Origin of the sequence: Rhodococcus sp. 27YEA6 (genome assembly GCF_044908235.1) — a bacterium.
In the GTDB taxonomy this organism is placed as follows: Bacteria; Actinomycetota; Actinomycetes; order Mycobacteriales; family Mycobacteriaceae; genus Rhodococcus_F; species Rhodococcus_F qingshengii.
Map to the genome: position 1 here is coordinate 94571 of NZ_JBIYCY010000004.1, position 26442 is coordinate 121012.

Genomic DNA, 26442 nt, shown 5'->3' on the forward strand with positions numbered 1-26442 from the left:
GTCCCGCAACTATTCCCCGCAGGATTCTTCTGGACATGCGTCTGAGACGCTGTACACAAGCACGCTCCGTGCACGAAGAATGCTCGACCCGAAGGAGAAGTCACCGATGAGTGAACCGACCGCGCAGCCCGACGCGCAGTCTCAGACGAAGTGGCTCACAGCCGAGCAGCAAGAAGCATGGCTGACACTGATCGCTCTCGTGACACGGTTGCCTGCCGCACTCGACACTCAACTACAACGCGATTCGGCACTCACACACTTCGAATACTTCGTACTCGCGGCACTCTCGGACGCCCCCGACCACAAGCTCCAGTTGTCGGTACTGGCCCAGCGCGCGAACGCGTCCCTGTCCCGCCTCTCGCACGTGATCACGAAGATGGAGAAGGCCGGCTGGGTGAAACGGGAAGTCATTCGTGGCAGCCGCGGCTCCAACGCAGTGCTCACCGATGAGGGAATGGCAAAGGTGGTCGCGGCCGCACCGCCGCACGTCGCCTCAGTTCAAGGTCTCCTCTTCGAGGGCCTCGACGATCGCCAGGTCGCCCAGCTTTCGTCGTTGGGTACAGCAATGCTCACCCAACTGGACAAGGGAATCGCCGCCGGACTCGGCAAGGCCTGACCACATCCCCGAGACGAGCGACTGATGATCAAGACGGCAGCTTCGCGAGGTCGAGTGCAGCCAAGTGACTGAACAGCATGCTCGCTCCGATCGGGTTTCCACCGCCGGGGTACGTAGTCCCGCTGGCCGCTGCCATCGTGTTCCCCGCCGCGTACAACCCGGCAATCGCCGTACCGTCGGCTTTGAGCACCCTCCCGGTCGCGTCGGTCCGTAGACCACCTTTGGTCCCGAGGTCGGAGATGCCGAAAGCGGCAGCGTGAAACGGCCCTTGATCGATCGGTACGAGCGGCGAAGCCCCCTCGGAGAAGGCGCGGTCGTACGCAGTGTCTCCTCGACCGAAGTCCGTGTCGACGCCAGTCGCCGCAAACGCGTTGAATCGCTTCACGGTCTCCACCAGTTCCGCTGCGGGAACATCAATCTGGGCAGCGAGGTCTTCGAGTGTCTGTGCACTCTTCCACAACCCCGCAGCCACATACTGCTCCGTCTGGGCCATGGGTACGTTGGGTGCCTTCACCGGCGGCACTGCGCCTTCTCTGTTGTCGTAGATCATCCAGTACGGCGTGGTTACTTTCCCTGCCCGCATGTGTTCGATGACGGCGCGACCCAAGCGGTCGTACGGCGCTGATTCGTTGACGAATCGACGACCGTCGTCGTCCACGAAGATTCCGCCGGTGAACCACAGCGCAAACGCGGAGCGCCCATCTGGATGGGTGAGTCCCGGCGACCACCAGGCCTCGCCCATCAGGTCGGTGTCGGCACCCGCGGCGACCGCAGCCTGGTGCGCCTTCCCGAGGTTGCCGGGGCAGCCCATCGTGTCGAGAGCGGATCCGGGGACACCGAATTCGGCACGCATGGTCTCGTTCTGCTCGAATCCACCGGCGGCGAGGATCACTCCTCTGCGTGCCTGAATGGTTCGACGCCGACCATCTCGGTCGACGACGGCTCCGACCACCACCCCGTCCTCGACAACCAGTTCCTCGAGAGTGGTCTTCAGGTGCATGGTGGCGTTCGGGAGTTCCGCAAGAGCCAACAGGAATCGACCGATCAACGACTGGCCGCCGACGAGGTACTTCGGCAACTCCTCCCCCAGCCGTTCCGTCGCCAGCGGCGGACGAAGCGAATCACGAAGGGCACCCAGCTTGTTCGCGTTCATCGGCTTGGGAACAATGTGCCGTCCACTCGCTCGAGCCTTGGGCTCTTCACCGAAGTAGTCGGGCCACGGCAGTATCTGAAACTCGAAGTTCGAGTCCTCTTCGAGGTAGTCGATCAACCCGGCGCCACCTCGAACGTAGGCTTCCTGAACGTCGGCGGGCGTACGATCACCCACCACTGATCGGTAGTACTCCAGCGCATCCTCGATGGTGTCGTCGTCCCCGCCCCGACGAAGAACGGCGTTGCACGGGAACCACATTCCGCCGCCGCCCGAGTACGCCGTTGTTCCGCCGTACTTGTCGGTTGCTTCGATCGCAATGACGTCGAGGCCTTCGCGGGCTGCCGTGTACGCGCCGGTGAGTCCGCCGCCTGATCCCACAGCGAGTACGTCGCACGTCTCGTCCCACTTCGTCATCGTCAGCCTCTCTGATTCTGGGCACAGTTTCCGAACATGTTCTAGAAATCGTTCTAACACATGGACTTAGCGATCGCGGGGGTTCGAAATTCTGTCCCACCGAGCGGGAGCGAGACATGACGCCGAGCGGGAGCGAGAACGAGAACGAGCAGCGATAGCGCACACTTTGCTCGCACGGGTCCGATCCCGTAGTGTCTGGACACATGTCTGGTAAGACCAAGTTCGAGTCCACTCGTCGACGGCTCACACAGCAGCAAGCCGAAACCGTCGATCGATTGACCGCGGCAGCGATCACGGTCCTGCGCGACAAAGGGTTTGCGGATCTGACCGTGCGGATGGTGGCAGCGGAAGCCGGTGTCGCCGCGGCTACGGCGTACACCTATTTCTCGTCCAAGAGTCACCTTGTGGCAGAACTGTTCTGGCGCCGACTCGACGCGGTACCGCACGAGCCCTCCCCCGAGGCGGAACGAGAAGCGCAGGTCTGCTCGGTCCTTCGAAGCGTCGCACTCCTCGTTTCCGACGAACCGGAGCTGGCCGCGGCCGTGACCACGGCGATGATGGGCAACGATCCCGACGTCGAACACCTTCGGGGACGTATCGGCAAGAACATCCGCGAGCGGCTCATCGAGGCGCTGGGGCCGTCATACGATCCCGACGTACTCGAAGCACTCGAAATCTCCTGGTCCGGAGCGCTTGTCCGAGCCGGCATGGGTTACGAGTCCTATTCGCAGATCGCAGACCGGCTCGAAGTCACTGCCAGGCTGATCATGGCGGGCCGCGACAACCTTCACTAGATGGGGGTCATGGCACTCACCAGCCATGTGCCGTCGACTCGATCGAGTGTCACCTCGACTCGGCTCGACGTCGACGCTGGTGCCGGCCGCGCGATACTCGTCGTGATCTGATCGACGAACAGGAGCAATTCCGCTCGGTCTGCAGCAGCGGAGAGCACTCCGACATCGACTACTCGCGCTTTCGTGCTGATTCCCTGCTCCTTCGACTGTGGGGCAACTGTTTTCGATCCGAATTCGGTGAAACTGTCCTGAAACGATCCGCCGGCGCCTTCGGCCGCTCGTGCGAGATCGCCGTCGACGGTATCGCTGTTGTAGCTCAAGAGCTTCTCGACGAGCGTGGGCGCCACACCGATCACCTCGGCACGTGCGGTTTCAGCGTCCCCCGAACGGTGGTGACTCCAGATCGCAGTGCCGCCGACTCCCATCAAGACCAACGCTGCAAGCGCTATGACCATGCGCTTCACGGCACGAACTCCACACTCGACATCAGTACCCGCCCGTCGACGTCCTCGACACCGACGCGCAGACGGTAGGTGCGCGCCGAAGACTCTCCCGCTGAATTGCCGACCTGAGCAGATGCCGCGATCAGCACCACCCCCGATTTACCGGATTCCGATGCCAAGGCTGCGGTGTCGACACGCCCGTCGGAATCGACGGCAAAATCACGGATGGACGCGACGAACGCAGATTCGCCGGACTTCAGTTCGTCGGCAAAGGTTCCCGTACTCAGCGACTGCAGTGTCTCGAGGTCCTCGTCGACTGTGGCGGAGTGAACGTCGATCAGAGCGAGGGCTCCTGCGACCGCACCGTCGACGTAGTCTTGACGCTGGGACTCTCGCGCGCGGTCCGATCGAACTGCCAGAGCACCGAAGACGACAACGACGCTCAGAGCCGCGAGTGCAATCCAGACCAGGGCAGTGAGTACACCGCGCTTCCCTCCGACCGGATCCAGCACCTCACCTCTCAGCGATTCGTCGGCGTCAGCAACTGTTGCCACGGCTCACCCTCCCCCGGGCCGGAGTCAGCCGGAGCCAACTCCGTGTGTTGATAGTCGACTCCGTCAGGCCCGGTGTACAACTCGCCGGGCGCATTGGTCCCCGACGGCACGTACGCTTCGGGGCTCCGGCAGATCTCCGGGCTCGGTGCTCGTTTGCCCGGTACCTCCATGCAGGGAATGTTCCGTGATCCACGAACGGCGAAGACCGAGTTCTGTGGCACTTTGCAGTACAGATCAGCCGGGGTGTCCGGCACACTCGTCTGGGTCGGGTCCCGTCGCTGATCGGCCGGAAGGTAACCGGTCGAGCACGCCGCAGGGTCCTGCGCTTGGAGATGGAAGTTGACGTTCGCGGCGCCGTCCACCTGCCCGCGTTGGACGACGGTTTCCTGTGCCGCGACCAGTGGCGGCAAGATGACGAGCACCTGCTCCAACCCGGCGTTGTACGTCAAAGCCACCTGAGCGGTGCTGGTGAAATTGGCAAGCAGCACAGGCAAAGTGGGTTTGAGGCCTTGAAACAGCAGGTCGGCTTCAGTCGCGAAGCCCGGTCCGGTCTCGAGGATATTGCGCACGGACCCGTCGGCGACCTCCAACTGTCCACTGAGTTGAGCGACACTGGACGCCCACTGGCGAATCTGATCGCCCGTCACCACCTGTGTCTGCAGGAGCGGATCCAACTGCTGTACGAGCGTCGTGGCCGGGGTTGTGGCAGCAGACATCTGATCGACGAACGAAGTGGTCGAATCCAGCAGACGAGCCAGATCCTCTCCCCTGCCTCCGAAAGCTGCCGCGGACTCGTCGATCACCGATCGCAACTTGTCCTGCGGTACCGATGCGAGCATCGCCTGCGCCTGATCGAGGACCGGTCCGATCTCGGTCGGGATCGTGACAGCGTCGGGGCCGATCACGTCTCCGTCGGCCAGAAACGGTCCGTCCGCGGTTCTCGGTTGCATGTCGACGTATTGCTCGCCGATGGCCGACACACTTCGCACCGCTACTGCGAGCCCGCTGGAGGGAACGGGAACCGCACTCTCCAAAGATAATTCGGCGCGTACCACTCCCGGAGACAGACGCACCGATCTGACCTGACCGATGGTGTCGCCGCGATAGGTCACGTTCGCGTTCCGATACAGGCCACCGGCGTCCGGCAGTTCGACTGTCACCGAATAGCGCCCGATTCCGAGCATGGTCGGAACTCTCAGGTACGAGATAGCCGCTGCGCTCATGCCTATCACCGCCAGGATCGCGAAGATCGTCAATTGCCTTCGCACCAACTTCGTGAGAATCATCGTCCACCTCCCTGGGCGGGCTGCGCTGTGCCAAGTGGGCCGGGCTGCCCTGTGCCGAGTGGGGCGGTCAAAGGATCGACCAGTACTCCGTTCTCCACCGGAGTTTGCGGCGCCCCGAACGGCGTACCGAAGCCGAGACCCGACTGGAGGCGATTACTCGTGAGGTCGATCAGCGCCCACAAATTGGTGTAATCGCCGCGCATTCCGTCGTCGATGGTCGTCTGGGGGAAGGGGAAGGTACTCAGGTTGCCCAAATTGTTGATCAGGTCCGGTCCTGTTTCGACCACCTTCTGCAGCGTCAATTCCAAGGCGCTCAAATTGGCTTTCAAATCGTCGCGGGTCCGGTCGACCAGATCGGTCCCGACGTCCCCGAACCTGCCGACCGCATCGAGGGCGGTGGTCAGGTCGACGCGTTGGGCGCTGAGTTCCGCCAAGGCCGGATCAAGGGTCTCCAACGCCTCACCGAGAACGTCTCGCTGAGCCGTGATCTCGCCGGCGAAGACGTCGAGATTCTCCATGGTCGTGACCATCGCATCACGTTGGCGGTCGAGTGTTTCGGTCACGGTATCCATCTGACTCAGCAGGTCGCGCGCCGCATCCGTCCGTCCGCCGAGCGCCGTGTTCAGCTCCGTGGTGATGCTGTGAATCTGAGCGAGCCCGCCGCCGTTGAGGACCAATGACAGTGCCGTCAACGCTTCCTCGGTGGTGGGATAGACGCCGGCCGACGCGAGGGGGATCACCGATCCCTCCGACAACCGCCCTTCCGGCGCAACATCGGTAGGCGGCGCAAGCGCGACGTGTTTGGACCCGAGCAGGCTGGTTTGGCCGATCGTGGCAGTCGCATTGGCGGGCAGGGACACCGAACCGTCGAGTGCAACCGTCACCCGTGCGTGCCAGTTGTCGGTCTCGATCGCACTGATACTTCCGACCGTCACGTCGTTGACCATGACCGGAGAGTTGGGACTTATCGACGTGACGTCCGGCATCTCGATCACGACTGCGAAACTCCCCTCACCGCGCCCAGCCGCGCCTGGCAGCGAAACCGAATTCAGCCCGCTCCATTGGCAACCCGCCAGAACCAGCACGGTGCTCGCCCCCACACAGACTGTCACCCACCTCCGGGTAGTCATCGGGGTTCCGTCGACGGCATGAGCAGTCCGGCCAGGTCAGGCGCCGGGGGCATGATCGGAAAGCTCAAGGCGCCAGTCGGTTCCAGATCAGGCTCGCTGTACACCAGTTGGTCCGGAAGAGCCCCGAGCGCCCGGGTCGGATTGATGCTCAGGTCCGGGTAGTTCGCCTTGATCGTGTTGAGCAACGGGCCGAGGTATTCGATGCACAAATCCGCGCCCTTCTTCGAGGTGTCGTTGGCCAGGCCGGCGATTCCGCCGCAGATCAAGTCGATCGGGTTGCCGACGTTCTGGAATGCGGGCACACCCACCATCGCTCCTTGGGCCGGCCGGTAGACGTTGTAGTAGTTCGACAACGCTGTCGGAGCCAGATGCAGTACCTTCTCGAGACCTGCGCGCTTGTCGACCAATACCTGGGACACGTCGGCCAACTTCGCGATCTGCTCCGTCAAGCCGGTTCGGTTCTGTTCGACGAACCGCTGTACGTCGACGACGGCGGCGTCCAGATCGGCGAGAGCCGGAGCCAATTGCGTCCGGCTCTCGGCGAGCACACTCGAGACATTTGCCAGTCGTCCTTGGAACTGAACGATCTGTTCGTCGCTTGCGGCGAGTGCGGTCGTGAAGGTCTGCAGGCCGCGGATGGTGCCGAACAGATCGGCTCCGCCTTCGTCGAGTGTGCTCATAGCCTCCGAGAGTTCGGTCACCGAGCGCCCCAGCGCTTCCCCGTTGCCAGCCAGTGCGGATCCGGCACCGTCGAGGAAGTTGGCGGCGGGACCGCGATCGTCCCCGACGGGGCCCAAAGCGTCGGCAGCCCGGCCCAGCTGTTCCTTGATCTGGTCCCACTCGACCGGGACGGCCGTTCTGTCGAGTGGGATCTCCGCACCGTCATTCAGTGCGTCGGCGCCGTCCGTCACCGCCGGCGTCAACTGCACGAAGCGGGCCGAGACCAGCGACTGGGCAACGATCACCGCTTTCGCGTCCTCGGCGACGGGAACCTCGCGCGCCAATTTCAGTTCGACGCGCATTCGATCTCCCTGTGGGGCGATCGCGGTGACGCGGCCGACGTCGACTCCCACGACACGAACGTCGTCACCGACATACAGACCGGTCGTCGAGGTGAAGTAGGCCGTCACGTTGTAGTAGCGCAGATGTTGCACCGCAAGGTATCCCGACACGACGACGATCGCCGCACCGATGACGCTTCCACCAACGACGGCGATTCGGCGCCAGTTCACCGGTTTGCGAACTCGTAAGGCACCCATCATCGAACCTCCGGAATCGGTAGCGGCGCAGGTGGTAGCCCGAACATCGCGTTGATCAACGGTTGGGTGTATTGCGCCGGCACCAGGTTCTGGACGTAGGCGTAGTAGAAGGGGCCGCTGGCCACGGTGTCACCGAGCGTGCCCACGTACGTACCGAGACCGTCGATTCCCTGAGAAAGGTTGTCCTTGTTGTTCTGCAGAATTCCGACAACCGTGTCGAGTTTGCCGAGGACCGGCTGCAATTGCGCCTCGTTGTCGTGGACGAGTCCGCTCAGCTGGGTCGACAACGCCGAGATGTTCGTGATCACTTCCCCCAGCGCCGCCTGTCGCCGATCCAGTTCTCCCAACAAGGCGTTGCCGTCGACGAGTAGCGCGTTGACCTGTGGTCCACGCTCGGCCAGCGTCCCGGCGACGTCGTTTGCATCGGACAGCAAGGTGCGCAACATGTCGTCGCGTCTATTGACGCTGTCGGAGATCCGTGCGACACCGTCCAGCGCCGGCCTCAGGTTCGGCGCACTGTCGGACATCACCTGCCCCACTGCGTCGAGCGATTCGGAGAGTTGGTCGAGATCGATGTCCTCGACCGTCGTGGTGAGGTCACCGAGCACGTCGGGCAGCGAGTACGCCGATCTTGTTCGCTCGACCGGGATCTCGCCGCCGACCGCGATCCTTCCCGGACCGTCCAGATCGAGCGATACCGCTCGCTTGCCGAGCAACGACATCGTGGTGACGGCCGCCGATGTGCTTTCTCCCAAACCGATCGAGCCTTCCAGTGTGAAATCCACGCGCGCGAGTCCGTGCTCGACCTCGATCCGATCCACCGTTCCGATCTTCACTCCGGCGGCGTTGACTTCGTCTCCCGGCGCGAGACCGCTGGCGTCGGCGAACACCGCGCTGTACCCGACACCCGATTTCAGGAACTGCAGATTCTGATACTGGAGCGATGCCAATACGACGGCGGCCGTGACGACCAATCCCACGACCCCCACGCGTACGGCCTGGCTCTGTGCCATCTCTCTCATCGTGGTGCGCACCTTCCGGTCGTCTGATCCACCAGGTCGACAGTGAGCGGCGTACCGTCGGCACCGTCGACCTTCAGTGCGATTCCGCACAGATAGAAGTTGAAGAACGACCCGTACGAGCCGACTCGGATCAGCTGCTTGTAGTTCGAGGGCATGGACGCGAGAATCCGATCGAGCTCACTTTGTTGCTCGATCAGCGGATTCAGGCTTGCGTCCAGCTTCGACAGGTTTCCCGCGATGTCCGGGCGAACTCCGGCGAGGAGATCGGCGAAGGTGCCTGATGCGGCGTTCACACTCTCGACGGCAGTCCCGATCATCTCCCGGTCCCCCGCGAGCCCGCTGACCAGCTGTTGTAGGTGATCGAGAGTGTCACTGAACTGACCACCGCGGCTGCGCAATTCGCTGAGCACACCGTCGAGGTTGCCGATCACTCGACCGATCAGTTGGTCGCGGTCTGCGAGAGTGTTCGTAATCGATCCGGTGTGCGCCAGCACCGATGCCACAGTTCCGGACTGGCCTTGAAACACCTCGAGCAAGGACATCGACAACGCGTTGACCTGCTCCGGGTCCAGGGCTTGAAACAGCGGCTTGAAACCACCGAGTAGCGCATCGAGGTCGAGTGCCGGTGCGGTGCGATCGACAGGGATGCTCTCGCCCTCCGGTTGCGGTTCCGCGATCCCCGGATCGTCGAGCAATTCGAGGTATCGATTACCCACCAGATCCTGATATCGAACAGCGGCTCTGGTCGATACGGTCACGGTGTCACCCGTATCCACACTGAAACTCACGTGGGCACGGTGATTCCCACCGAATTCGACGGAGCCGACAGAACCGACCGGCACACCGGCGATGCGCACCTTGTCGCCGGCTCTGAGCCCGGAGGCGTTGACGAACTCCGCCGAGTACGACCTCGCCTCGCCACCTCGCATCTGGCCGAACACGAGGATCAGCCCGGCGTTGACGAGGATCATCACCAGAACAAAAATTCCGAACTTGACGGTGTACCCACGAACTTTCATCGGATCTCCGTCCCGAACAGGTAGCTCATCAGATCCGGAACCGTGTTCATCGGTTGCCCACCATTCGGCTGACGCTCGGGCGCAAACGGATTCACCCCGGTATCGGTCACCAGGTACGGCGCATTGATGTTCGGGTCGCGCAGTGGAAGGCCCATACACTGCGGGCCACCGGTTGCCGCGACCTTCGGGAGGTCGTCGGGATATCGGTACGGTTCGGTTCCGGCGATCAGACCGATCGACATCTTGATTCCTGGTTGTCCGTTGTAGGCGCCGTCGCCGATCTTCTTGCTCTCCTGAAGTCCGTGGAACATGCAGGGAATCACCGGGGAGTATTCCTCGAGCAGTGCGGTGGTCGGCCGCAGTAACGACAGAACGGTGTCGATACCGTCGGCGTTTTCTCCCAGTACGTCTTCTCCGGTGCGGGCGACCCCGATCACGTTGAGCAAGAGGAGATCAAGATTCTGCTGCTCGTCGAGAACAGTGGTTCCCGTAGTCGTGAGCGAGTCGAGGGTGTCCATCAAGTCGAGAACAGCGTCGCGGTAGGTCTGCGTGACGGCTGGCAGGTCAGTCAACACGTGATCGAGAGCCTCACGTGCAGTGTTGAATTCGAGCAAGGAGGAATCTGCTTGTTCGAGTGCGACCCCGAGCCGTTCGCCGCGTCCTTGCAGAGCAGTCGAGAGGGCACCCAATGTCGAATCGAGTTTGCCCGGGTCCACCGTCCGGAGCACGGCGGTGAGTTTCTCGAACACCGTGTTCAGCTCGACAGTAACCCGGGATGCGTCGATCGTCGCCCCGGCGGCAAGTCGCGCGCTGCTCGGCTGCTCCGGCGAGGACAGGCTGACGAACTTCGCGCCGAAGGCCGTGTTCGACGTGATCGCCACATCCACGTTTGACGGAATCGATTCGAGCGCTTCGGGATCGATCGACAACGACAGTTGTGCGGTGGCGTCGTCAGTCGGCGTGATGGACTCCACCGAGCCCACGGTCACCCCGGCCATCTTCACCCGCGCGCCCGGATCCATCACGAGCCCCACGCGCTCCGCGATCACCGTGATCGGGACGCGAGCGACAAACACCTGGTTGAAAGACGCGACCGACAAAGCGATGACCCCGACGATCGCCGCAGCCAAGCCCAGAGCAGCCAACTTGTAGCCGTATCTGTGCACGCAGTCCCCCTAACCGGACAGATTGAAGTTGCCGGAACCGCCGTAGAGCGCGAGTGAGACGAGCAGGGTCACCGCCACGACGCAGATCAGCGAGAGCCGAACCCCGCGGCCCACTGCAGTTCCCACGCCCGACGGTCCCCCGGACGCGTTGTATCCGTAGTACGTGTGGATCAGCATCACCAGTAGTGCCATCACGAGCACTTGAACGAAGGACCATGCGACGTCGACCGGATCGAGGAACGTCGTGAAGTAGTGGTCGTAAAGACCGGAGGACTGACCGAACAGCACGACCGTGGTGAATCGTCCGGCCAGAAAAGATCCTACGAGCGCCAATGAGTACAGCGGCAAGATCGCGATCATCCCTGCGGTGACGCGGGTGCTGACGACGTACGGGACCGAACTGATCGCCATCGATTCGAGGGCGTCGATTTCCTCACTGATGCGCATGGCACCGATCTGCGCGGTCGAACCTGCGCCGATCGTGGCCGACAGGCCGATTCCCGCGATGACCGGCGCAGCGATACGAACATTGATGAAGGCGGAGAAGAATCCGGTGAGCGCTTCGACTCCGATATTTCCCAGTGAGCTGAAACCTTGGATCGCAATGGTGCCGCCCGAGGCGAGAGTCAAAAATCCTACGACCGCAACCGTGCCGCCGATCACTGCCAAAGCTCCGGTGCCCATGCTGATCTCGGCTACCAGCCTCAACACTTCTTTCGGGTGTTTGCGAATTGCCCACGGGATGTGAGCGATGGCGCGCGCGAAGAAGACAGCTTGTCGCCCGACGTCGTCGATCGAGCGTGACGTTCGAGCCACCCGCGCCCGCGTGCGTCCGAACTTGCCGATTTGTGCCAGCGAATCCGACAGCGTCACCTCGATCACCCCGCCGTCAATCGGATGCCGACCGCGGTGACGATGGTGTTGACGACGAACAACGCCATGAATGCGTACACCACCGTTTCGTTGACGGCCTCCCCCACGCCTTTCGGCCCACCCCGTACCGACAGTCCGCGATAGCAGGCCACCAATCCCGCCAGCATCCCGAACAGTGCAGCTTTGACCATCGACAACGCCACCTCGGGCAGGCCGGTCAGCAACGTGATTCCCTCGACGAAGGCGCCAGGGTTCACGCCCTGGAGAAACACCGAGAAGGCGTAACCGCCGGCGATGCCGATGACGCAGACGAGTCCGTTGAGCAGCAAAGCCACCACGGTCGACGCGACCACCCGAGGAATCACCAGCCGAGTGATCGGATCGATCCCGAGCACCTCCATGGCGTCGATCTCTTCACGAATCGTTCTCGATCCCAGATCGGCGGCGATGGCAGTCGCGCCCGCACCTGCCACGATCAGCACCGTCACCACCGGACCGACCTGAGTCACGGCGCCGAGCGCGGCCCCGGCGCCGCTGAGGTCGGCGGCACCGATCTCACGGAGCAGGATGTTGAGCGTGAAACTCACCAGGACCGTGAACGGCACGGCCACCAATACGGTCGGCACGATCGACACCCGGGCGATCATCCAACTCTGCTCGAGAAACTCCTGCACCTGAAAGCGGGTGCGGAACAAGCCCACTGCGACATCGGCGCCCATCCGGTAGAACTGGCCGAGTTCGCGCATCGGGCCCGCAAGTGCAACTCTTCCGCTGTACACGTCAATGCCCCGAAGGACATGACGTGGAGTTGCCGTAGTCGACCTTGAATTCCTTGATCCCGTTGAGCCAACCGGACGAGAGCCTGCTCGGATCGCCGAGCTTGCTGATGTCGGGCATGTGATCGGCGATCTTGCCGAAGATCAGATCGACCTCCATTCTGGCCAGGTTGGCGCCGACGCAGTAGTGCGGCCCGGTTCCTCCGAACGCGAGGTGCGGGTTCGGGTCTCGGGTGATGTCGAAGACGTCGGGGTTCCCGAAGACGGTTTCGTCGAAGTTCGCCGAGCCGTAGAGCAGTACGACGCGCTGCCCCTTCGCAATCGCAGTGCCGGCAATCTGTGTGTCCACCACTGCTGTTCGTTGCATCGACGTCAGTGGCGAAGCCCAGCGGATGATCTCGTCCGCGGCGGTGCGCGGACGCTCGCGCTTGTACAGTTCCCACTGATCCGGATGCTCGAGAAATGCCATCATGCCGAGTGTCGTTGCGTTTCGCGTCGTTTCGTTGCCCGCGACAGCCAACATGATGACGAAGAAACCGAACTGTTCCGGGGTGAGTTTCTGCCCGTCGATGTCGGCATGCACCAAGCGCGAGATGATGTCGTCGAGCGGTTCCTCCCGTCTCGCCTCAGCCAGTTGATAGGCGTAGCCCAATATCTGCGCCGACGCCATCCGAGACTCGCCGGCGAGTGACTCGTCGTCGTATCCCGTCATCTGATTCGACCATTCGTACAGCTGACGGCGCCCGTCCTGCGGTACACCGATCAGCTCCGAGATCGCCTGCATGGGTAACTCGCTGGCGACCTGGCTGACAAAATCACCGCTACCTTCCGCCACGGCAGCCGACGCTATGTCTTCTGCCCGCGCTTCCAACCCGGCCCGCATCGCTTCCACCGACCGCGGAGTGAACAAGCGTGCCACCAACTTGCGCAGCTGTGTGTGCTCAGGGGCGTCCTTGTTGATGAGGACGTGTTTTGTCGCCTCCAACTCCTCCGCCGAGATGTTGTCTTCATGCCGCGGAATGCAGCCGTTGACGTTGCTCGAGAACTCCTCGCTGCGCAACGAGACGTCGCGGACGTCTGCGTGGCGGGAGACAACCCAACAACCACCGTCGTGAAATCCGCCGGTACCCGGTTCCTGGGCGTTCCACCAGACCGGAGCGCATCGTCGTAGTTCGGCGAACTCGGCAAGCGGGACGCGCTCGCCGTACAGATGTGGGTCGGTCACGTCGAACCCGTCGGGAAGGTCGATCTCAGGCATTGCAGATGCTCCTTTACGGATGGGTGCCGGGTGCCGGGTGTTGCGTGTGAGCGCTAGTCGATCCGGTGGACCGGGTCGCTGTTCTGTGAGAACTCCTTGGCCCAGCGGTAGTCCGGCTTGCCGCTCGGCGCTCGAACGACCTCGTCGGCGATCCAGAAGGAACGCGGAATCTTGTAGCCGGCGAGGTGACTGCGGGCGTGCTTCTCGATGGATTCGAAATCCGGTTCCACACCGTCGCGGATGCGAAGCACTGCCGCCACCCGATTGCCCCACCGCTCGTCCGGAACACCGATCACTGTCGCGTCGTAGATGTCGGGATGGGCCTTCACCACGGCTTCGACTTCTTCCACGAAGACCTTCTCGCCGCCGGTGTTGACCACCATGTTTCCCCGTCCGAGGAGGGTGACCGAGCCGTCGTCCTCGATCCGCGCCCGGTCTCCGGTCACCACTGCCCGTGCGCCGTTCACCTCGCGGAATATCTCGGCCGACTTCACCGGATCCTTGTAGTAGCCGAGTGGAACGTTTCCGAGTTTCGCCAGCCATCCTTCGGCGCCCGAGCCCGGCTCCAACACACGGTTGTCGTCGTCGACGACGACCGTGAATCTGTTGGCACCCACTTTGGGTCCGCCACGCTGCTCGAGCCCTTTGGTTGCGAATCCGATTCCGCCGAAGCCTGTTTCGGACGATCCAACCGAATCGGAGATCATCAGATTCGGAAAGACGTCGAAGAACGCATCTTTGACCGATCCGGAGAAGAGCGCAGCGCCAGAGGCGAGCACAGCCAGGCTCGACCCATCCGGTTGCAATTCGTGATGGGCTTCGACCAGTGGACGGCCCATGGCGTCGCCGGTGATGACCATGACCTGCGGCCGATACTCGGCGACGACTTTCCAGACCTGTGCCGCATCGAACTTCGGTTCGAAGATGACGGTGTTTCCGGAGAACAGAGCGTTGAACGTCGGCATCAGTGCCGAGGTGTGGATCAGCGGTGGAAGCATGCACCACCGCATCGGTTCGGCTGCCGCGGCGCCACCGCGCGACTGCTGGTACTCGTCGGCGATCGGCTCACCCGAATAGAAGTCGTAACCGCCGGCCAATACGCGCCAGATGTCTTCCTGCCGCCAGACGACGCCTTTCGGTCGTCCGGTTGTTCCGCCGGTGTAGAGAACGTAGACGTCATCGCCGGAACGCTCGGGAAATGCATGTTCACCTGTGCGAAGCGAGGATTGGTTGCCGAGCGCATCCTCGTACGCCACTGCCCCCGGAATCGACGGTTCGTTCCCGAGAGCGAGTTCGTCCGCCGCCTCGATCACGTACTTGACCCGCGGCGTGGCCACCAAGGCCTCGGCGACCCGCTCAGCGAAACCACGATGGAAAACCAACGCCGTGAGATCCGCGTTCTCGTACAGATAAACCAATTCGTCGCTCGTGTAGCGGTAGTTCACCGTGATGGGAACGCCGCGGATCTTGAAGGCCGCGAGGACAGCAACCATCGCCTCGATCGAGTTGTGCAGCTGAATACCGATGTGCGAACCGACACCCAACCCGACGGACTGGAAGTAATGCGCCAATCGGTTGGCCCGCTCGTCGAGCTCACGGTATGTCACCTCCTCGCCGGAAACGATCAGCGCGAGGCGATCGGGCATCACATCGACGGAATGCTCGAACAGGTCTGCAAACGTGTACGCCATAGGTTGAGTCCTTCGGGTTCGGCCGGTCAGACGACGAAGAGAGGCAAGGGGATTCCGCGATCTTCGAATACGAATGCCGCGCCGGTACTGACCTTCGTGATGGCGACTTCGACGCATTCCGGAGCGGGAGCTTCGGTGATGTCGACGGCCAGAAGAAGCCCCGCGGCATCTTCGGCCACCACTCTCACGGTGAAGTGCGGATTCACGCCGCGGACCAAAGCTTGGAGAGGATCGAGGTGCTCGCTGCCGAGCAAGGTCGGCCAACCGCCGTCGCGGTCGACAAGAGCTTCTCGCGAGATCCGCAGCTCCAGAGCACCGCCGTCCTGTCGAATCTCGCTCTCCACATACTGCTTCGGATTCAGCAAGGGATGCACGGACAGGACCAATGCCAACGATTCCAGCGTCGAAGGAAGCCCGAGCGCATCTCGAATACGCTGTGCCGCAACTCCCGCGATTCCGGTCAATTGCTTTCGCGTGATCTCGCGAGCCTTGTCTTCGTCGGCACGGCGGCGAACCGCTGCCAGAAAGCCCAACGCCAACAGATGATGCTGCACGCAGATCTCCTCTGCGATACGAACCAAGGCTGATCGCGAGAAGTCGGAAAACCTCAGGTCGGACAACAACGGACCCGAGTAGTCCGCCCTACCGTCCCCACCGTGATCGATCGGGCTCAGCTCGACCGTCACCGCGGCGGTGCTTCCGATCTGCTCGGTGTGCGCGGTCATCACGGGAGGCGTGTGCGACGGGTCGATGGACACGGTCCAGGCGCAGTGCGGATGTCGGTCGGCGGGCCTGCGCGGTGGTCGGTGAATCGGCCGGATCTGGGCGCGCGGGTTGGTCGCGATAGCCGTTGCATCGAAAGTCGGATCCTCGATGTCGTGACACATCGAGGTCACGAACTCATCGCCCAACGGCTCGACGTCCATGAGTGCTCCGCAATGGTCGAGCCAGAATTCACCGTGCAGCGGATCGTCGACCCGGTATCGGAAGTCCATGAACTGTGGAGGAGCGCCGATGTCGAGTTGTAATCCTTTGAAGATCGTCACGACGTCGTCGCCCTCGTATCCGAGAGCCTTCTGCATGCGGCGGGTGTACCAGGGGCTGGCCGACTCCCACTCCTCGACGGCCACCTGTGCCATACCCTCGCGTCCGAATTCGACGATCAGATGCGCCATGCCCGAGCGATCGATCAGCTGCCCGCACAGGAGCAACTCGGGCACCAGCACGGCAAGGTCGCGCTGCGAGAGTGCCTCGAAGGAATCGCGCACCGACATCGGACTCACCACAGCGAAACCGGCGCGGTGCCCACCGGATACCAGCCCGGTAGCGGGTCGCCCGAGATCGATCGCTGGATCCGGCCCTGCATCCCCTTCGAGAGAGCGTTGTTGCCGATCATCTCCATGAACAGTGCCGACACGTTCCCGAAGTCGAAGAAGTCACGCTGCCACGACCATTGGAAATCCCCGCCGTAGCGGAACCAACTACCACCGATACCGTAGACGGAGTAGTTGCTACCGTCCTCACGCTTGGCATCGGAAATCTGCTTCCACAAGCCGATCACGTTTCCGCTACGGTCGTCGATCACAAAGTCTTGATACGGATACTCCCAGCCTTCGAGGCCCTTCATCTCGAGACCGAGCGCGACTTCGCGAATCTCCTCGCGCCCCACCGCCATGAAATCCTGCTTGGGGCCGTAGTTCCACCCGTACGTGGCGTCCTCGGTATACATGTCCGCCAACGGTTTCCAATCGCCGGCGGCTTCGGCCTTTTTGTTCGCCTCGATCCAGCGTTGGACCATCTCGTCGAGCTCTGCGCGGTCGAAACCCGTCATCTGAACTTCCTCCCTCGAGCACATGAATTCGCTGCAATCAATCGACAATTCTCAGGGCGCCGGTCGGGCAGTACCTGACCGCCATCTCGGCTTCACCGCGGAGCGACTCGGGTGGGTCCGAGTCCAGAAGACTGACCTTCCCCCGCTTCGGGACGACAAAGATCTCCGGTGCCTCCAGCTCACACGCCGCATGGCCTTGGCACAGGTCGAGGTCGACTTCGACGTGCATGATCACCCCTCACGCCCGGGACGTGTTCGGCGCCGGTACCTCACCGCGCACGGCTGCTGCAACTGGACGACCATCTTGCTGTGGTCGTTTCGGTAGGATTCCGACGGCTGCGCCATCTCGAACTCGAAGTCCCGCAGCAGGATCGAGAAGATCGCTTTGAGCTGCATCTGGGCGAACGCAGCGCCGACGCAGCGATGCCGGCCGGCTCCGAACGGAATCCACGTCCAGCGGTTGACGATGTCCTCTTGATTCGGGTCGATGTACCTCCCGGGATCGAAGGTGTCCGGCCGGGGAAAGTCCTCGGCGATTCGATTGGAGATCGCGGGTGTCGCGGCGACAAGATGGCCCTCTCGGATCTCGAAGCCGCCCACTTCGAAATCTCCACGTGCCACCCGCAACAGGATGATCAACGGCGGATGCAGTCGAAGGGTTTCCTTGACCACAGCCTCGAGAACCGGAATCTGGCGCAGGGCATGAAAACTGATGTCGGCGCCGTCGGAGTACAGATTGTCGAGTTCGTCGACGACGTCCGTCATGGTGTCGGGATGCCGCAACATCTCGATCAGCGACCACGCTGCCGTGCCGGAAGTCGTATGGTGGCCGGCGAACATCATCGAGATGAAGATTCCGGTGATCTCGTCGGCACTGAACCGGAGGTCGCCGTTCTCGTCCTTGACCGAGACCAACACGTCCAACATGTCGCGGTCATCCTTGCCATGCGGAGGATTCGCGATGCGCCCGTTCATGATGTCCTGTACCAGAGCGACCAACGCCAACCGGGCCTCGTCGCGGCGGCGGAAACTCTCGATCGGCGCGTACGGATCCACGAAAGCCAATGCATCCGTTCCCTGTTCGAGCTCGTGATACAGCTTGGCGAAGCTATCATCCAGTTCGTCGCGGAACTTCTTGCCGATCAGGCACGCCGACGAGGTATAGATGGTCAGCTCGGCGAAGAAGTCGAGCAGATCGATCTCGCCTTCGTCTCCCCACTGCGCGACCATCGCCTCGACTTCGCGGCCGATCGTGGCGGCGTGCCCGCGCATCTGTTCGCCGCGCAGAGCCGAGTTGTGCAGCATCTCTTTACGCCGCTCCGGGCTGGCGTCGAAGACGACGCCTTCACCGAATATCGGCTTCATGAAGGGGTAAGCCGCTTGTTGGTCGAGATCCTCGTCGGTGGAGCGGAAGAAGAACTCGTTTGCCTCGGCTCCGGACAGCAAGATCACTGTGCGGTCGGCAAGTTGAAAGGCGCCGACGTCACCACATTCCTCACGCACCCGGCGCATGAGCGCTATCGGGTCGGTTCGCAGTTCCTCGAGATGCCCGTGCGGGAGATCCCCGCCGGACACCCGCGGCGGCTCTGGCAGTGTTCGCGACGTCTCTTGCACTCCGTGCGTCATGTCGTCTCCTGTGAGTTCGCAGTGGGAAGTTTGTCCAGTGGCGCCTCGGGCTGAACTTCGACGAGCACGATGTGTGCTCCTCGCGGCGCCGACACAACGGCGACGATGGCATTGGCGATGTCCGAGGCGCGCAGAAAGTAACCATGGCGGGCGAACCCCCACTTGCTCCACGATTCCCCGACCGGTCCGATGATCTCCGGCGTCGTGTCCATCCCCATGCCGGTCAGTGTCGGCCCGGGTCGCACGATCGACGCGCGAATGCCTGTTCCCTCGAGCTCCATTCGCATCTGACGCCCCATTGCCTCGAGCCCGGCCTTCGCTGCGTCGTACGCACCCATGAGTGGACGCTGGCGCTCGGCACAATCCGAGCCGATCAGTACGAAGTCACCGCGCTGTCGTTGCCTCATACCGGGGAGAACACGATGCGCCAATCGCTGCGCACCGACGAGGTGAACTTGGATCTGCCGTAGAAACGCCTCAGGATTCATCTCGTCCGCAGCCCCGAATTCGAGGTCTCCGGCACCGGAGACGACGATTTCCGCGGGGCCGTGGACTGCCTCTGCGGCCGAGACGAACCCGTCGACCGAATCACCGTCCGTGACGTCGAGGAAGTGGGCGAACGCTTCACCACCGTTGCTGCGGATCTTCTCGGCGATGGCTTCGCATTCGGCGACTCGACGCGCACCGAGTGCAACCGGATGCCCGAGTTCGGCCAGGGCATACGCGGTGGCTGTGCCGATTCCCGACGACGCACCACTGATCAGTGCCGGCCGGCGAACAGGATTGGGTTCGAAACGAGGCATCAGCGCACCTGCACTTTCACCGGCAGGGCCGCAAAGCCCCGGACATTTGTCGAATGAACACGCTCGATTCCGGACTCGACGACTTCGTAGTCGCTGACCCGACGCCCGAACTCCGCCAGGGCGATCTTGGCTTCGAGCTTGGCAAGGTGGGCACCGAGGCAGAAGTGCACGCCACCACCGAAACTCGCGAGTTTGCCCGACGAACTCCGGCCGATCTGGAAGCTGTCGGCATCGTCGAAGACGTCGGCGTCTCGGTTGGCCGATCCGATCAGGAGCAGGACCTTCTCCCCCGCCGGAATCGTGCGCCCGTGGTATTCGAGGTCGACAACCGAAGTCCGAGCCACGATCTGACTCGACGTGTCGTAGCGAAGAGTCTCTTCCACCCATTCCGAGGCTCGTTCGGGATCGTCGAGGACCGGTGCGATCTGCTCCCGGTGGTGCGAACCCCAGTACAGAGCGTTTCCGAGAAGCTTGGTCGTGGTCTCGTTTCCGGCCACGACCATCAGAAACATGAATCCGAGGATCTCCTGGTCCGAAAGCTTGTCTCCGTCGATCTCGGCGTCGAGCAAGGCCGAGGTCAGATCGTCCGTCCGCGATCGGCGACGCTGCGCGATCATCTCCTTGTAGTAGCCCATCAAACTGATCGAAGCCTCCACCGCAGGTTGCGGCACGTCGAGAACACCCGCCTCTCGATGCACCACCAGATCCGCCTTGCGCCGCAGTTCGGCTCGGTCGGGTTCGGGGACACCCATGAGTTCGGAGATGACGTCCATCGGCAGCTTTCCCGCCACCTCCGTAATCCAGTCGAACTCCCCCGCGCCCAGCGCGGGTATCAGATGTTGCTTCGTCAGTTCGAGTATCCGGCCGTCGAGCTCCGCAACACGCCGCGGTGTGAATCCGCGAGAAACCAACTGGCGCAACCGCATATGGCGGGGATCATCCATAGCGAGAAACGACATCACATAATGCGCGTGTGGACCGTAGGCTGCGGGGTCGAGTGATACTCCGTTTGCGCTCGACAGACGCTTGTTGTCCTTGAATCCGTCGACCACGTCCGCATATCGCGACAATGCCCAAAATCCCACGTCCGGATTGTGATACAGGGGTGATTCTTCGCGCAGACGCTTGTACGTCGGATACGGATCGTCGTGAAAGTGGTAGTCGTACGGATTGAAGACCACCGGATCGATCAAAGCTTCTGTCATGATTTCTCCAGGATCAGTAGAGCTGAGGCCTCGAGGCGTCCAGCGATTTGCGCGTAGGTTCCGTAGCCGATCCCTGCCCGCAGAAGCGCCCCGGCATAAAGCATTTCGAGCGCTTCCAACACTTCGGGTTCGCCATTCGGATCCAACGCCGAGGCGAGTCGTTGATGGATCTCGAGCCCGATCCGGCCGCGAAGATGTTCCACTTCAGGGTCGGATCCGAGCAGTGCATTGGTCACGGCGGCCGATACCTCCGGTTCGTCCGCGAGAAGCAGCGCGATATTTCGAAGTACAGACAGCACGTGCGCGGTGCGATCCAACCCTGAGCCATCAGGCGCCGACGAGTTCTGAAGTCTTCGCCAGAAAACCTCTGCGACGAGATGCTCCTTGGACGCGAAATACGTGTAGGCGGTCGCAGTTCCTACACCCGCTTCGGCCGCAACCGAACGGACAGTCAGCCCGGAAAACTCTTGTTTGCGTAGAACTTTCACTGTTGCTTCGGCAAGCCTGGCCACAGTTTCCGCCTGTTTGCCCGTGAGGCGCCTGCGAGTGGATTCGTAGACAATCGATCCCCCGCCACTTGAATCGCCCCGTTTGCTGGACACGTGTCTGGACGTTACTACAGCGTCCTGTCCAGGGCAACGAAATGGGGAAACTTGGAGAATTCACCACGAACAGGCAGCAGCGACGCGAAAAGTTCTACTACAGACCGATCTTCATCCCGGCACCAGCGTCCACGCGCAGTTGCTGGCCGGTGACGAATCGCGACTCGTCCGAGGACAGGTACACGACTGCATGCGAGATGTCCGCGGGTTCGACCCACGGGATCGGCATCGCCTGCATGAACGGGAACGTCACAGCCGCATCCTCGGCGGTCGGATTCTCGAGGTCGGGACGGAACGTCCGGTACATCGGCATGCTCTGCAACATGTCGGTGTTCACATTGGTCGGATGAATCGCGTTGACGCGAATGGAACTCGGCCCGAGGGTCAGCGCCAACGAACTGGTGTAGGCCTGAATCAGCTTCTTGGCCAGGCCGTATCCGTCGCCACCCGGACCCTGGAGCGCCTGTTGCCCGTTGAATCCGGTCTGCGGCACCAGACCGGCAACAGAGCCGATCGCGATGATCGAACCCCCTTCGCCGAGGTATTCCATCGACGCGTGCACTGTATTGATGACACCGAGAAAGTTCACATCGAAGGCGTCGACGAAACCGGCGGTCGACACGTGTTTGCCCAGCGGACAGATACCGGCGTTCGCCACGACGACATGCAATCCGCCCAACTGCCCTACCGCCTCGGCAAGTGCTGTTTCGAGTCCGGCGCGATCACGGACGTCGACACGCGCCGTCACCACCTGCTGCCCGGCCTCTTTCACCAGGCGAGCGGTTTCCTCCAGATCGGCTGGACTGGCGAGCGGGTATTCGTTGCTGGCGATGTCTGCGCACAGATCGAAGGCGATGATGTGCGCGCCCTCCTCCGCGAGACGGACGGCGTGACTGCGCCCCTGACCTCGAGCAGCGCCGGTCACCAACACCACTTTTCCGTCAACTCTGTTCATTTCGACCTCTCTCCTGTGGATGTGAAGACGTGGTTGTGAATGTGCGGTGAACCGTAGCGGCGCCGCACCGGACACGAGGCGCTTTTCGTCGAAGCAGATCCGAGACCCTCTCGAGACCGCTGGGCTCTCGAAATCTCTTATGCCCCAAAAACCATTGCCTCAACCACAAGTGTGAACTAGAGTCCAGACACATGTCCAGAAAGAGAGGGTTTGCGCTATGACGCTTCGACCCGCAGACAGTTCTGCACTTCTCGTCGACGGAAAACTGGTTCCCGGATCCGGCGGGACCTTCGAAGTTTTCAACCCGGCGACCGAGGAACTGATCGGCCGTGCGGCCGAAGGCACCGCCGCGGACATGGACGCGGCCATCGCCGCTGCGCGCCGTGCGTTCGACGACACCGAATGGGCACGCGATCACGGGTTTCGCGCTCGCTGCCTGCGCCAACTGTGCGATGCACTCCAGTCCCACATCGAGGAGTTGCGTGAGATCACCGTCGCCGAGGTCGGCGCACCGGTCATGCTGACGAGCGGTCCGCAACTCGAAGGCCCGATCGAAGATCTTCGCTACTGGGCCGATCTGATCGAAACCTATTCGTGGGAACAAGATCTCGGGCACGCGTCACCCATGGGGATTCCGACCCATCGCCGACTGCTCAAGGAAGCCGTCGGCGTCGTCGGCGCAATCACACCGTGGAACTTTCCGCACCAGATCAATTTCGCCAAGCTCGGTCCCGCCCTCGCAGCCGGCAACACCATCGTTCTCAAACCCGCGCCGGACACGCCCTGGTGCGCCGCGCTGGTCGCCAAGGTGATTGCAGAAGAAACCGAGATCCCGGCCGGCGTAGTCAACGTCGTGACGTCGACGGATCACTCCCTAGGCGCGCAGCTGTGCAGCGATCCGCGCGTCGATCTCGTGTCCTTCACCGGTTCCACCGCCACCGGACGCACAGTGATGGCCACGGCCGCGCAAACTCTCAAGAAGGTCTTCCTCGAACTCGGGGGTAAGTCCGCATTCATCGTCCTCGACGATGCGGACATCAAGGGTGCATGCTCGGTTGCCGCGTTCTCCGTCTGCGTTCATGCCGGTCAGGGATGCGCGCTCAGTACCAGACTTCTGGTGCCGCGCGCTCGGTACGACGATGCTCTGGCCGCGGCATCTGCCGCGATGGCGGGTATCCGAGCCGGCGACCCCAGCGCGCGCGGAACGGTGTGTGGCCCGGTCATCTCGGCGCGCCAGCGCGCCAGGGTGGAGAGCTACCTCGCCCTCGCGGTCGAAGAGGGCGGCACGATCGTGACGGGTGGGGGCCGTCCCGACGATCGCGAGAGGGGTTTCTTCGTCGAGCCCACTCTCATTGCGGGGCTGGACAACTCGTCTCGCGTAGCGCAGGAGGAGATTTTCGGGCCCGTCCTCGTGATCCTTCCGTACGACAACGACGACGACGCTATCCGGATTGCCAACGATTCCCCATACGGCCTGTCCGGGTCGGTGTGGGGCACCGATCCCGATCGCGTCGCGCACGTCGTTGCCGGTGTCAGAACCGGAACGCTGAGCGTCAACGGCGGCGTCTGGTATTCGGCCGACGCACCGTTCGGCGGCTACAAACAATCCGGGATCGGCCGCGAAATGGGCCTCGCCGGTTTCGAGGAATACCTCGAAACCAAGCTCGTCGCTTCACCTTCCTGACATTCCACACCCTCACCCCACACCCTCACCACAGAATGATCACCACGAAAGTAGGTCGACATGGGACGTTTCGACGGTCGCACCGCGATAGTCACCGGAGCAGCGCAGGGTATCGGAGAGGCGTATGCCCGCGCTCTGGCCGCGGAGGGGGCCAACGTGGTCGTGGCGGACCTCAATCGCGAACTCGGTGAAGCTGTCGCCAAGCAGATCACGGCGGACGGTGGAAGTGCCGTGTTCAAGGACGTCGACGTCGCCGACGGGGAGTCGACTGCGGCACTTGCCGACTTCACGATCGAGCAGTTCGGCAGCATCGAGCATCTGGTGAACAACGCTGCCATCTACGGCGGAATGAAGATCGATTCCCTGTTGACGGTGGACTGGGACTACTACCGAAAGTTCATGAGCGTCAACATGGACGGCGCATTGCACGTGTGCCGGGCGGTAGTACCTCACATGCGAGCGAAGGGCGGTTCGATCGTCAACCAGTCCTCCACAGCAGCCTGGCTGTACTCGAATTACTACGGACTCGCGAAAGCCGGTGTCAACAGCCTGACACAACAACTCGCGACCGAACTCGGCTGGTCGAACATCCGGATCAACGCCATCGCTCCCGGCCCTATCGACACGGAGGCGACTCGAACCGTCACCCCCGGCAACATCGTCAAGGACATGGTGAAACGAATCCCGTTGCAGCGCATGGGAACACCGGACGATCTCGTCGGCATGTGCCTGTTCCTCCTCTCCGACGACGCAGGCTGGGTGACCGGGCAGATCTTCAACGTCGACGGAGGCCAGGTGTACCGGTCATGACGCAATCGGCGCCGAAAGCCAGCGCTTCGAAAACCAGACTGGGATACATCGGCCTAGGCAACATGGGCGCGCCGATGGCGCAGCGCCTCCTGGACTGGCCGGGCGGACTGGTGGTGTGTGATGCCCGCGCAGAAGCGCTCGAACCGTTCACCGCTGCGGGCGCGAGCGCAGCATCGACGCCCGCCGACGTTGCAGCGCAGGCGAGCATCATCTCCGTCACGGTGCTCGACGACGCGCAGGTACGCGAGGTTGTGTGCGGGCCGCACGGGATTCTGTCGACCGCACAGCCAGGCACTGTCGTCGCGATTCACTCCACTATCTCGGACACCACGGCGGTGGAACTCGCTGACATCTGTCAACAGCGTGGTGTTCTGCTGGTCGACGCGCCGATCAGTGGCGGTGCCGGCGGCGCAGCGCAGGGCAGGCTGGCAGTGATGATCGGCGGCTCCGACGAGGCGTTCGAAGCCGTCCGCGAGCCCTTCGGATCCTGGGCCGAGCTGGTGGTTCACGCCGGTGACGTCGGCGCGGGAACGCGAATGAAGCTCGCACGCAACCTTCTTCACTTCGTCTCGTTCACCGCCACGACCGAGGCCGCGCGACTCGCCGAAGCAGCAGGACTCGATCTCCGCACGCTCGGAAAGGTCGTCAGGCACACCGATGCGATCACCGGTGGCGCGGGCGCGATCATGCTCCGCGACACCACCGCACCGGTCTCGGAGGACGACCCGTGGTTCTCGATACTGCGGCATGTTCGCAATCTCGGGGAGAAGGACTTGGCCTTGGCCATCGACCTCGGTGATCGGCTGAATCTCGACCTGCCGCTCGCGCACCTTGCGCTCGCCGGACTCGGTGCCGGTCTGGGCGTCGGGAATGACAGCGAAGTCAGGCCGGCCGAACCTTCAACGGCATCTACTACTCGGGAGCACGCATGACCGACATCACTCACATGACCGATGCCGGTGGAACCGACGAAAGCCGCATCTCCGAGGCCCGTGCTCGTGGCGTCGCGAAGATGAACGAGGTGTACGGCTGGGAGCTTCCCGCCGACGTTCCCGGCGACTTCTTCGCGGTCACCGCCGACCACCTCTTTGCCGACATCTGGACGCGACCGGGACTGTCGGTACGTGATCGACGACTACTCCTGATCGGTGCCATCACCGCCCAGGGGCAGAACGATGTGGCGAAGATCCAGATCAACGCTGCTCTCCACAACGAGGAGTTGACCGAGCAGCAGTTCGAAGAGGCCGCAATCTTCCTGTGCCACTACGTCGGCTGGCCGCTGGCCACCGGGCTCAACAATGCGCTGATCGCCGTGAAGGCCGACAGACGTAAAGCCGCGCGCGCCAAGGAGAAGGCCGCGGCCGATTCCGCGAAAACGGACACCGACTGACTTTCGGTCGAGATACTGCCATCAGGGCATCGATCACACCCACCGATTCCCCCACCAATCAACCAGAAGAGCGAAGGATCCG

General features: G+C 62.5%; 27 protein-coding genes. 6 read left to right on the top strand and 21 right to left on the bottom strand.

The window, feature by feature from the left end:
* The first annotated feature begins 106 nt into the window (after window positions 1–106).
* Entirely contained in the window at window positions 107–616 is a 510-nt protein-coding gene (locus tag ABH939_RS13135; RefSeq protein ID WP_030536759.1) for a MarR family winged helix-turn-helix transcriptional regulator, read from the top strand.
* A 28-nt stretch (window positions 617–644) separates the two neighbouring features.
* On the opposite strand, the gene ABH939_RS13140 is transcribed toward ABH939_RS13135, so the two are convergent.
* Complete coding sequence (locus ABH939_RS13140; protein ID WP_064689623.1) at window positions 645–2183, bottom strand: FAD-binding protein; 1539 nt, start codon at window positions 2181–2183, stop codon at window positions 645–647.
* A 203-nt stretch (window positions 2184–2386) separates the two neighbouring features.
* On the opposite strand from ABH939_RS13140, the gene ABH939_RS13145 reads away from it, so the two are divergent.
* On the top strand, window positions 2387–2977 hold the full coding sequence (locus tag ABH939_RS13145; protein WP_003943994.1) for a TetR/AcrR family transcriptional regulator: 591 nt from the start codon (window positions 2387–2389) through the stop codon (window positions 2975–2977).
* On the opposite strand, the gene ABH939_RS13150 is transcribed toward ABH939_RS13145, so the two are convergent.
* From ABH939_RS13150 to ABH939_RS13245, 20 genes are all read right to left on the bottom strand, one after another.
* Window positions 2974–3432 carry a hypothetical protein gene (locus tag ABH939_RS13150; protein WP_225320405.1) on the bottom strand — a complete coding sequence of 153 codons (459 nt, stop codon included), beginning with the start codon at window positions 3430–3432 and terminating at the stop codon, window positions 2974–2976. The two genes, ABH939_RS13145 and ABH939_RS13150, sit on opposite strands and share 4 nt — an antisense overlap.
* Before the next feature lie 5 nt (window positions 3433–3437).
* Window positions 3438–3974, bottom strand: a complete 537-nt coding sequence (locus ABH939_RS13155) for a hypothetical protein (protein WP_225320042.1) — start codon at window positions 3972–3974, stop codon at window positions 3438–3440.
* Window positions 3941–5260, bottom strand: coding sequence for an MCE family protein (locus tag ABH939_RS13160; RefSeq protein ID WP_064689621.1), 1320 nt, complete (start codon window positions 5258–5260; stop codon window positions 3941–3943). The genes ABH939_RS13155 and ABH939_RS13160 overlap by 34 nt, the downstream gene beginning before the upstream one ends.
* Window positions 5257–6390 carry an MCE family protein gene (locus tag ABH939_RS13165; protein WP_172827027.1) on the bottom strand — a complete coding sequence of 378 codons (1134 nt, stop codon included), beginning with the start codon at window positions 6388–6390 and terminating at the stop codon, window positions 5257–5259. The genes ABH939_RS13160 and ABH939_RS13165 overlap by 4 nt, the downstream gene beginning before the upstream one ends.
* On the bottom strand, window positions 6387–7649 hold the full coding sequence (locus tag ABH939_RS13170; protein ID WP_030536765.1) for an MCE family protein: 1263 nt from the start codon (window positions 7647–7649) through the stop codon (window positions 6387–6389). The genes ABH939_RS13165 and ABH939_RS13170 overlap by 4 nt, the downstream gene beginning before the upstream one ends.
* The gene (locus ABH939_RS13175; RefSeq protein ID WP_050794052.1) at window positions 7649–8662 is read right to left on the bottom strand and encodes an MCE family protein; all 1014 of its coding nucleotides are present in this window, start codon (window positions 8660–8662) and stop codon (window positions 7649–7651) included. The genes ABH939_RS13170 and ABH939_RS13175 overlap by 1 nt, the downstream gene beginning before the upstream one ends.
* A gap of 5 nt (window positions 8663–8667) precedes the next feature.
* Window positions 8668–9690, bottom strand: coding sequence for an MCE family protein (locus tag ABH939_RS13180; RefSeq protein WP_404649697.1), 1023 nt, complete (start codon window positions 9688–9690; stop codon window positions 8668–8670).
* Window positions 9687–10856, bottom strand: coding sequence for an MCE family protein (locus tag ABH939_RS13185; RefSeq protein WP_054782099.1), 1170 nt, complete (start codon window positions 10854–10856; stop codon window positions 9687–9689). Before ABH939_RS13185 ends, ABH939_RS13180 begins: the two co-directional genes overlap by 4 nt.
* A 9-nt stretch (window positions 10857–10865) precedes the next feature.
* Complete coding sequence (locus ABH939_RS13190) at window positions 10866–11738, bottom strand: ABC transporter permease (RefSeq protein WP_003944051.1); 873 nt, start codon at window positions 11736–11738, stop codon at window positions 10866–10868.
* The gene (locus tag ABH939_RS13195; protein ID WP_030536769.1) at window positions 11735–12475 is read right to left on the bottom strand and encodes an ABC transporter permease; all 741 of its coding nucleotides are present in this window, start codon (window positions 12473–12475) and stop codon (window positions 11735–11737) included. The genes ABH939_RS13190 and ABH939_RS13195 overlap by 4 nt, the downstream gene beginning before the upstream one ends.
* A 34-nt stretch (window positions 12476–12509) precedes the next feature.
* On the bottom strand, window positions 12510–13763 hold the full coding sequence (locus ABH939_RS13200) for a cytochrome P450 (protein WP_030536770.1): 1254 nt from the start codon (window positions 13761–13763) through the stop codon (window positions 12510–12512).
* A 53-nt stretch (window positions 13764–13816) separates the two neighbouring features.
* A complete protein-coding gene (locus ABH939_RS13205) occupies window positions 13817–15454 on the bottom strand; it encodes an acyl-CoA synthetase (RefSeq protein ID WP_030536771.1) in 1638 nt (545 codons plus the stop codon).
* A 26-nt stretch (window positions 15455–15480) separates the two neighbouring features.
* Window positions 15481–16728 (bottom strand): hypothetical protein, encoded by a 1248-nt coding sequence (locus ABH939_RS13210; RefSeq protein WP_081557939.1) that lies wholly within the window; start codon window positions 16726–16728, stop codon window positions 15481–15483.
* Between the two features lie 5 nt (window positions 16729–16733).
* Window positions 16734–17285: a hypothetical protein gene (locus tag ABH939_RS13215; protein ID WP_007728648.1), complete on the bottom strand. Its 552-nt coding sequence runs from the start codon at window positions 17283–17285 to the stop codon at window positions 16734–16736.
* Window positions 17286–17322: 37 nt separating this feature from the next.
* The gene (locus ABH939_RS13220; RefSeq protein WP_020907945.1) at window positions 17323–17514 is read right to left on the bottom strand and encodes a ferredoxin; all 192 of its coding nucleotides are present in this window, start codon (window positions 17512–17514) and stop codon (window positions 17323–17325) included.
* A gap of 2 nt (window positions 17515–17516) precedes the next feature.
* Complete coding sequence (locus ABH939_RS13225; protein ID WP_404649698.1) at window positions 17517–18911, bottom strand: cytochrome P450; 1395 nt, start codon at window positions 18909–18911, stop codon at window positions 17517–17519.
* Window positions 18908–19714 carry an SDR family oxidoreductase gene (locus ABH939_RS13230; RefSeq protein WP_003944110.1) on the bottom strand — a complete coding sequence of 269 codons (807 nt, stop codon included), beginning with the start codon at window positions 19712–19714 and terminating at the stop codon, window positions 18908–18910. Before ABH939_RS13230 ends, ABH939_RS13225 begins: the two co-directional genes overlap by 4 nt.
* A complete protein-coding gene (locus ABH939_RS13235; RefSeq protein ID WP_003944019.1) occupies window positions 19714–20919 on the bottom strand; it encodes a cytochrome P450 in 1206 nt (401 codons plus the stop codon). The genes ABH939_RS13230 and ABH939_RS13235 overlap by 1 nt, the downstream gene beginning before the upstream one ends.
* Window positions 20916–21482, bottom strand: a complete 567-nt coding sequence (locus ABH939_RS13240; RefSeq protein ID WP_024487471.1) for a TetR/AcrR family transcriptional regulator — start codon at window positions 21480–21482, stop codon at window positions 20916–20918. The genes ABH939_RS13235 and ABH939_RS13240 overlap by 4 nt, the downstream gene beginning before the upstream one ends.
* Before the next feature lie 136 nt (window positions 21483–21618).
* Window positions 21619–22476: a mycofactocin-coupled SDR family oxidoreductase gene (locus ABH939_RS13245; protein ID WP_058037533.1), complete on the bottom strand. Its 858-nt coding sequence runs from the start codon at window positions 22474–22476 to the stop codon at window positions 21619–21621.
* A 217-nt stretch (window positions 22477–22693) separates the two neighbouring features.
* Between ABH939_RS13245 and ABH939_RS13250 the strand changes: the two genes are divergently transcribed.
* From ABH939_RS13250 to ABH939_RS13265, 4 genes are read left to right on the top strand one after another with little or no spacing between them, the layout of a single operon-like run.
* Complete coding sequence (locus tag ABH939_RS13250) at window positions 22694–24160, top strand: aldehyde dehydrogenase (protein WP_003944082.1); 1467 nt, start codon at window positions 22694–22696, stop codon at window positions 24158–24160.
* Between the two features lie 60 nt (window positions 24161–24220).
* Entirely contained in the window at window positions 24221–24970 is a 750-nt protein-coding gene (locus ABH939_RS13255; protein ID WP_081557940.1) for an SDR family oxidoreductase, read from the top strand.
* Window positions 24967–25902: an NAD(P)-dependent oxidoreductase gene (locus ABH939_RS13260; RefSeq protein ID WP_064689614.1), complete on the top strand. Its 936-nt coding sequence runs from the start codon at window positions 24967–24969 to the stop codon at window positions 25900–25902. The genes ABH939_RS13255 and ABH939_RS13260 overlap by 4 nt, the downstream gene beginning before the upstream one ends.
* On the top strand, window positions 25899–26360 hold the full coding sequence (locus ABH939_RS13265) for a carboxymuconolactone decarboxylase family protein (protein WP_082654858.1): 462 nt from the start codon (window positions 25899–25901) through the stop codon (window positions 26358–26360). The genes ABH939_RS13260 and ABH939_RS13265 overlap by 4 nt, the downstream gene beginning before the upstream one ends.
* The last annotated feature ends 82 nt before the right edge of the window (window positions 26361–26442 follow it).

Coding starts and splice junctions, on each gene's coding strand:
- ABH939_RS13135 (WP_030536759.1), top strand. CDS start 107: ATGAGTGAACCGACCGCGCAGCCCGACGCGCAGTCTCAGACGAAGTGG.
- ABH939_RS13140 (WP_064689623.1), bottom strand. CDS start 2,183: ATGACGAAGTGGGACGAGACGTGCGACGTACTCGCTGTGGGATCAGGC.
- ABH939_RS13145 (WP_003943994.1), top strand. CDS start 2,387: ATGTCTGGTAAGACCAAGTTCGAGTCCACTCGTCGACGGCTCACACAG.
- ABH939_RS13150 (WP_225320405.1), bottom strand. CDS start 3,432: ATGGTCATAGCGCTTGCAGCGTTGGTCTTGATGGGAGTCGGCGGCACT.
- ABH939_RS13160 (WP_064689621.1), bottom strand. CDS start 5,260: ATGATTCTCACGAAGTTGGTGCGAAGGCAATTGACGATCTTCGCGATC.
- ABH939_RS13165 (WP_172827027.1), bottom strand. CDS start 6,390: ATGACTACCCGGAGGTGGGTGACAGTCTGTGTGGGGGCGAGCACCGTG.
- ABH939_RS13170 (WP_030536765.1), bottom strand. CDS start 7,649: ATGGGTGCCTTACGAGTTCGCAAACCGGTGAACTGGCGCCGAATCGCC.
- ABH939_RS13175 (WP_050794052.1), bottom strand. CDS start 8,662: ATGGCACAGAGCCAGGCCGTACGCGTGGGGGTCGTGGGATTGGTCGTC.
- ABH939_RS13180 (WP_404649697.1), bottom strand. CDS start 9,690: ATGAAAGTTCGTGGGTACACCGTCAAGTTCGGAATTTTTGTTCTGGTG.
- ABH939_RS13195 (WP_030536769.1), bottom strand. CDS start 12,475: ATGCGCGAACTCGGCCAGTTCTACCGGATGGGCGCCGATGTCGCAGTG.
- ABH939_RS13200 (WP_030536770.1), bottom strand. CDS start 13,763: ATGCCTGAGATCGACCTTCCCGACGGGTTCGACGTGACCGACCCACAT.
- ABH939_RS13205 (WP_030536771.1), bottom strand. CDS start 15,454: ATGGCGTACACGTTTGCAGACCTGTTCGAGCATTCCGTCGATGTGATG.
- ABH939_RS13210 (WP_081557939.1), bottom strand. CDS start 16,728: ATGTCGGTGCGCGATTCCTTCGAGGCACTCTCGCAGCGCGACCTTGCC.
- ABH939_RS13215 (WP_007728648.1), bottom strand. CDS start 17,285: ATGACGGGTTTCGACCGCGCAGAGCTCGACGAGATGGTCCAACGCTGG.
- ABH939_RS13220 (WP_020907945.1), bottom strand. CDS start 17,514: ATGCACGTCGAAGTCGACCTCGACCTGTGCCAAGGCCATGCGGCGTGT.
- ABH939_RS13225 (WP_404649698.1), bottom strand. CDS start 18,911: ATGACGCACGGAGTGCAAGAGACGTCGCGAACACTGCCAGAGCCGCCG.
- ABH939_RS13230 (WP_003944110.1), bottom strand. CDS start 19,714: ATGCCTCGTTTCGAACCCAATCCTGTTCGCCGGCCGGCACTGATCAGT.
- ABH939_RS13235 (WP_003944019.1), bottom strand. CDS start 20,919: ATGACAGAAGCTTTGATCGATCCGGTGGTCTTCAATCCGTACGACTAC.
- ABH939_RS13245 (WP_058037533.1), bottom strand. CDS start 22,476: ATGAACAGAGTTGACGGAAAAGTGGTGTTGGTGACCGGCGCTGCTCGA.
- ABH939_RS13250 (WP_003944082.1), top strand. CDS start 22,694: ATGACGCTTCGACCCGCAGACAGTTCTGCACTTCTCGTCGACGGAAAA.
- ABH939_RS13255 (WP_081557940.1), top strand. CDS start 24,221: ATGGGACGTTTCGACGGTCGCACCGCGATAGTCACCGGAGCAGCGCAG.
- ABH939_RS13260 (WP_064689614.1), top strand. CDS start 24,967: ATGACGCAATCGGCGCCGAAAGCCAGCGCTTCGAAAACCAGACTGGGA.
- ABH939_RS13265 (WP_082654858.1), top strand. CDS start 25,899: ATGACCGACATCACTCACATGACCGATGCCGGTGGAACCGACGAAAGC.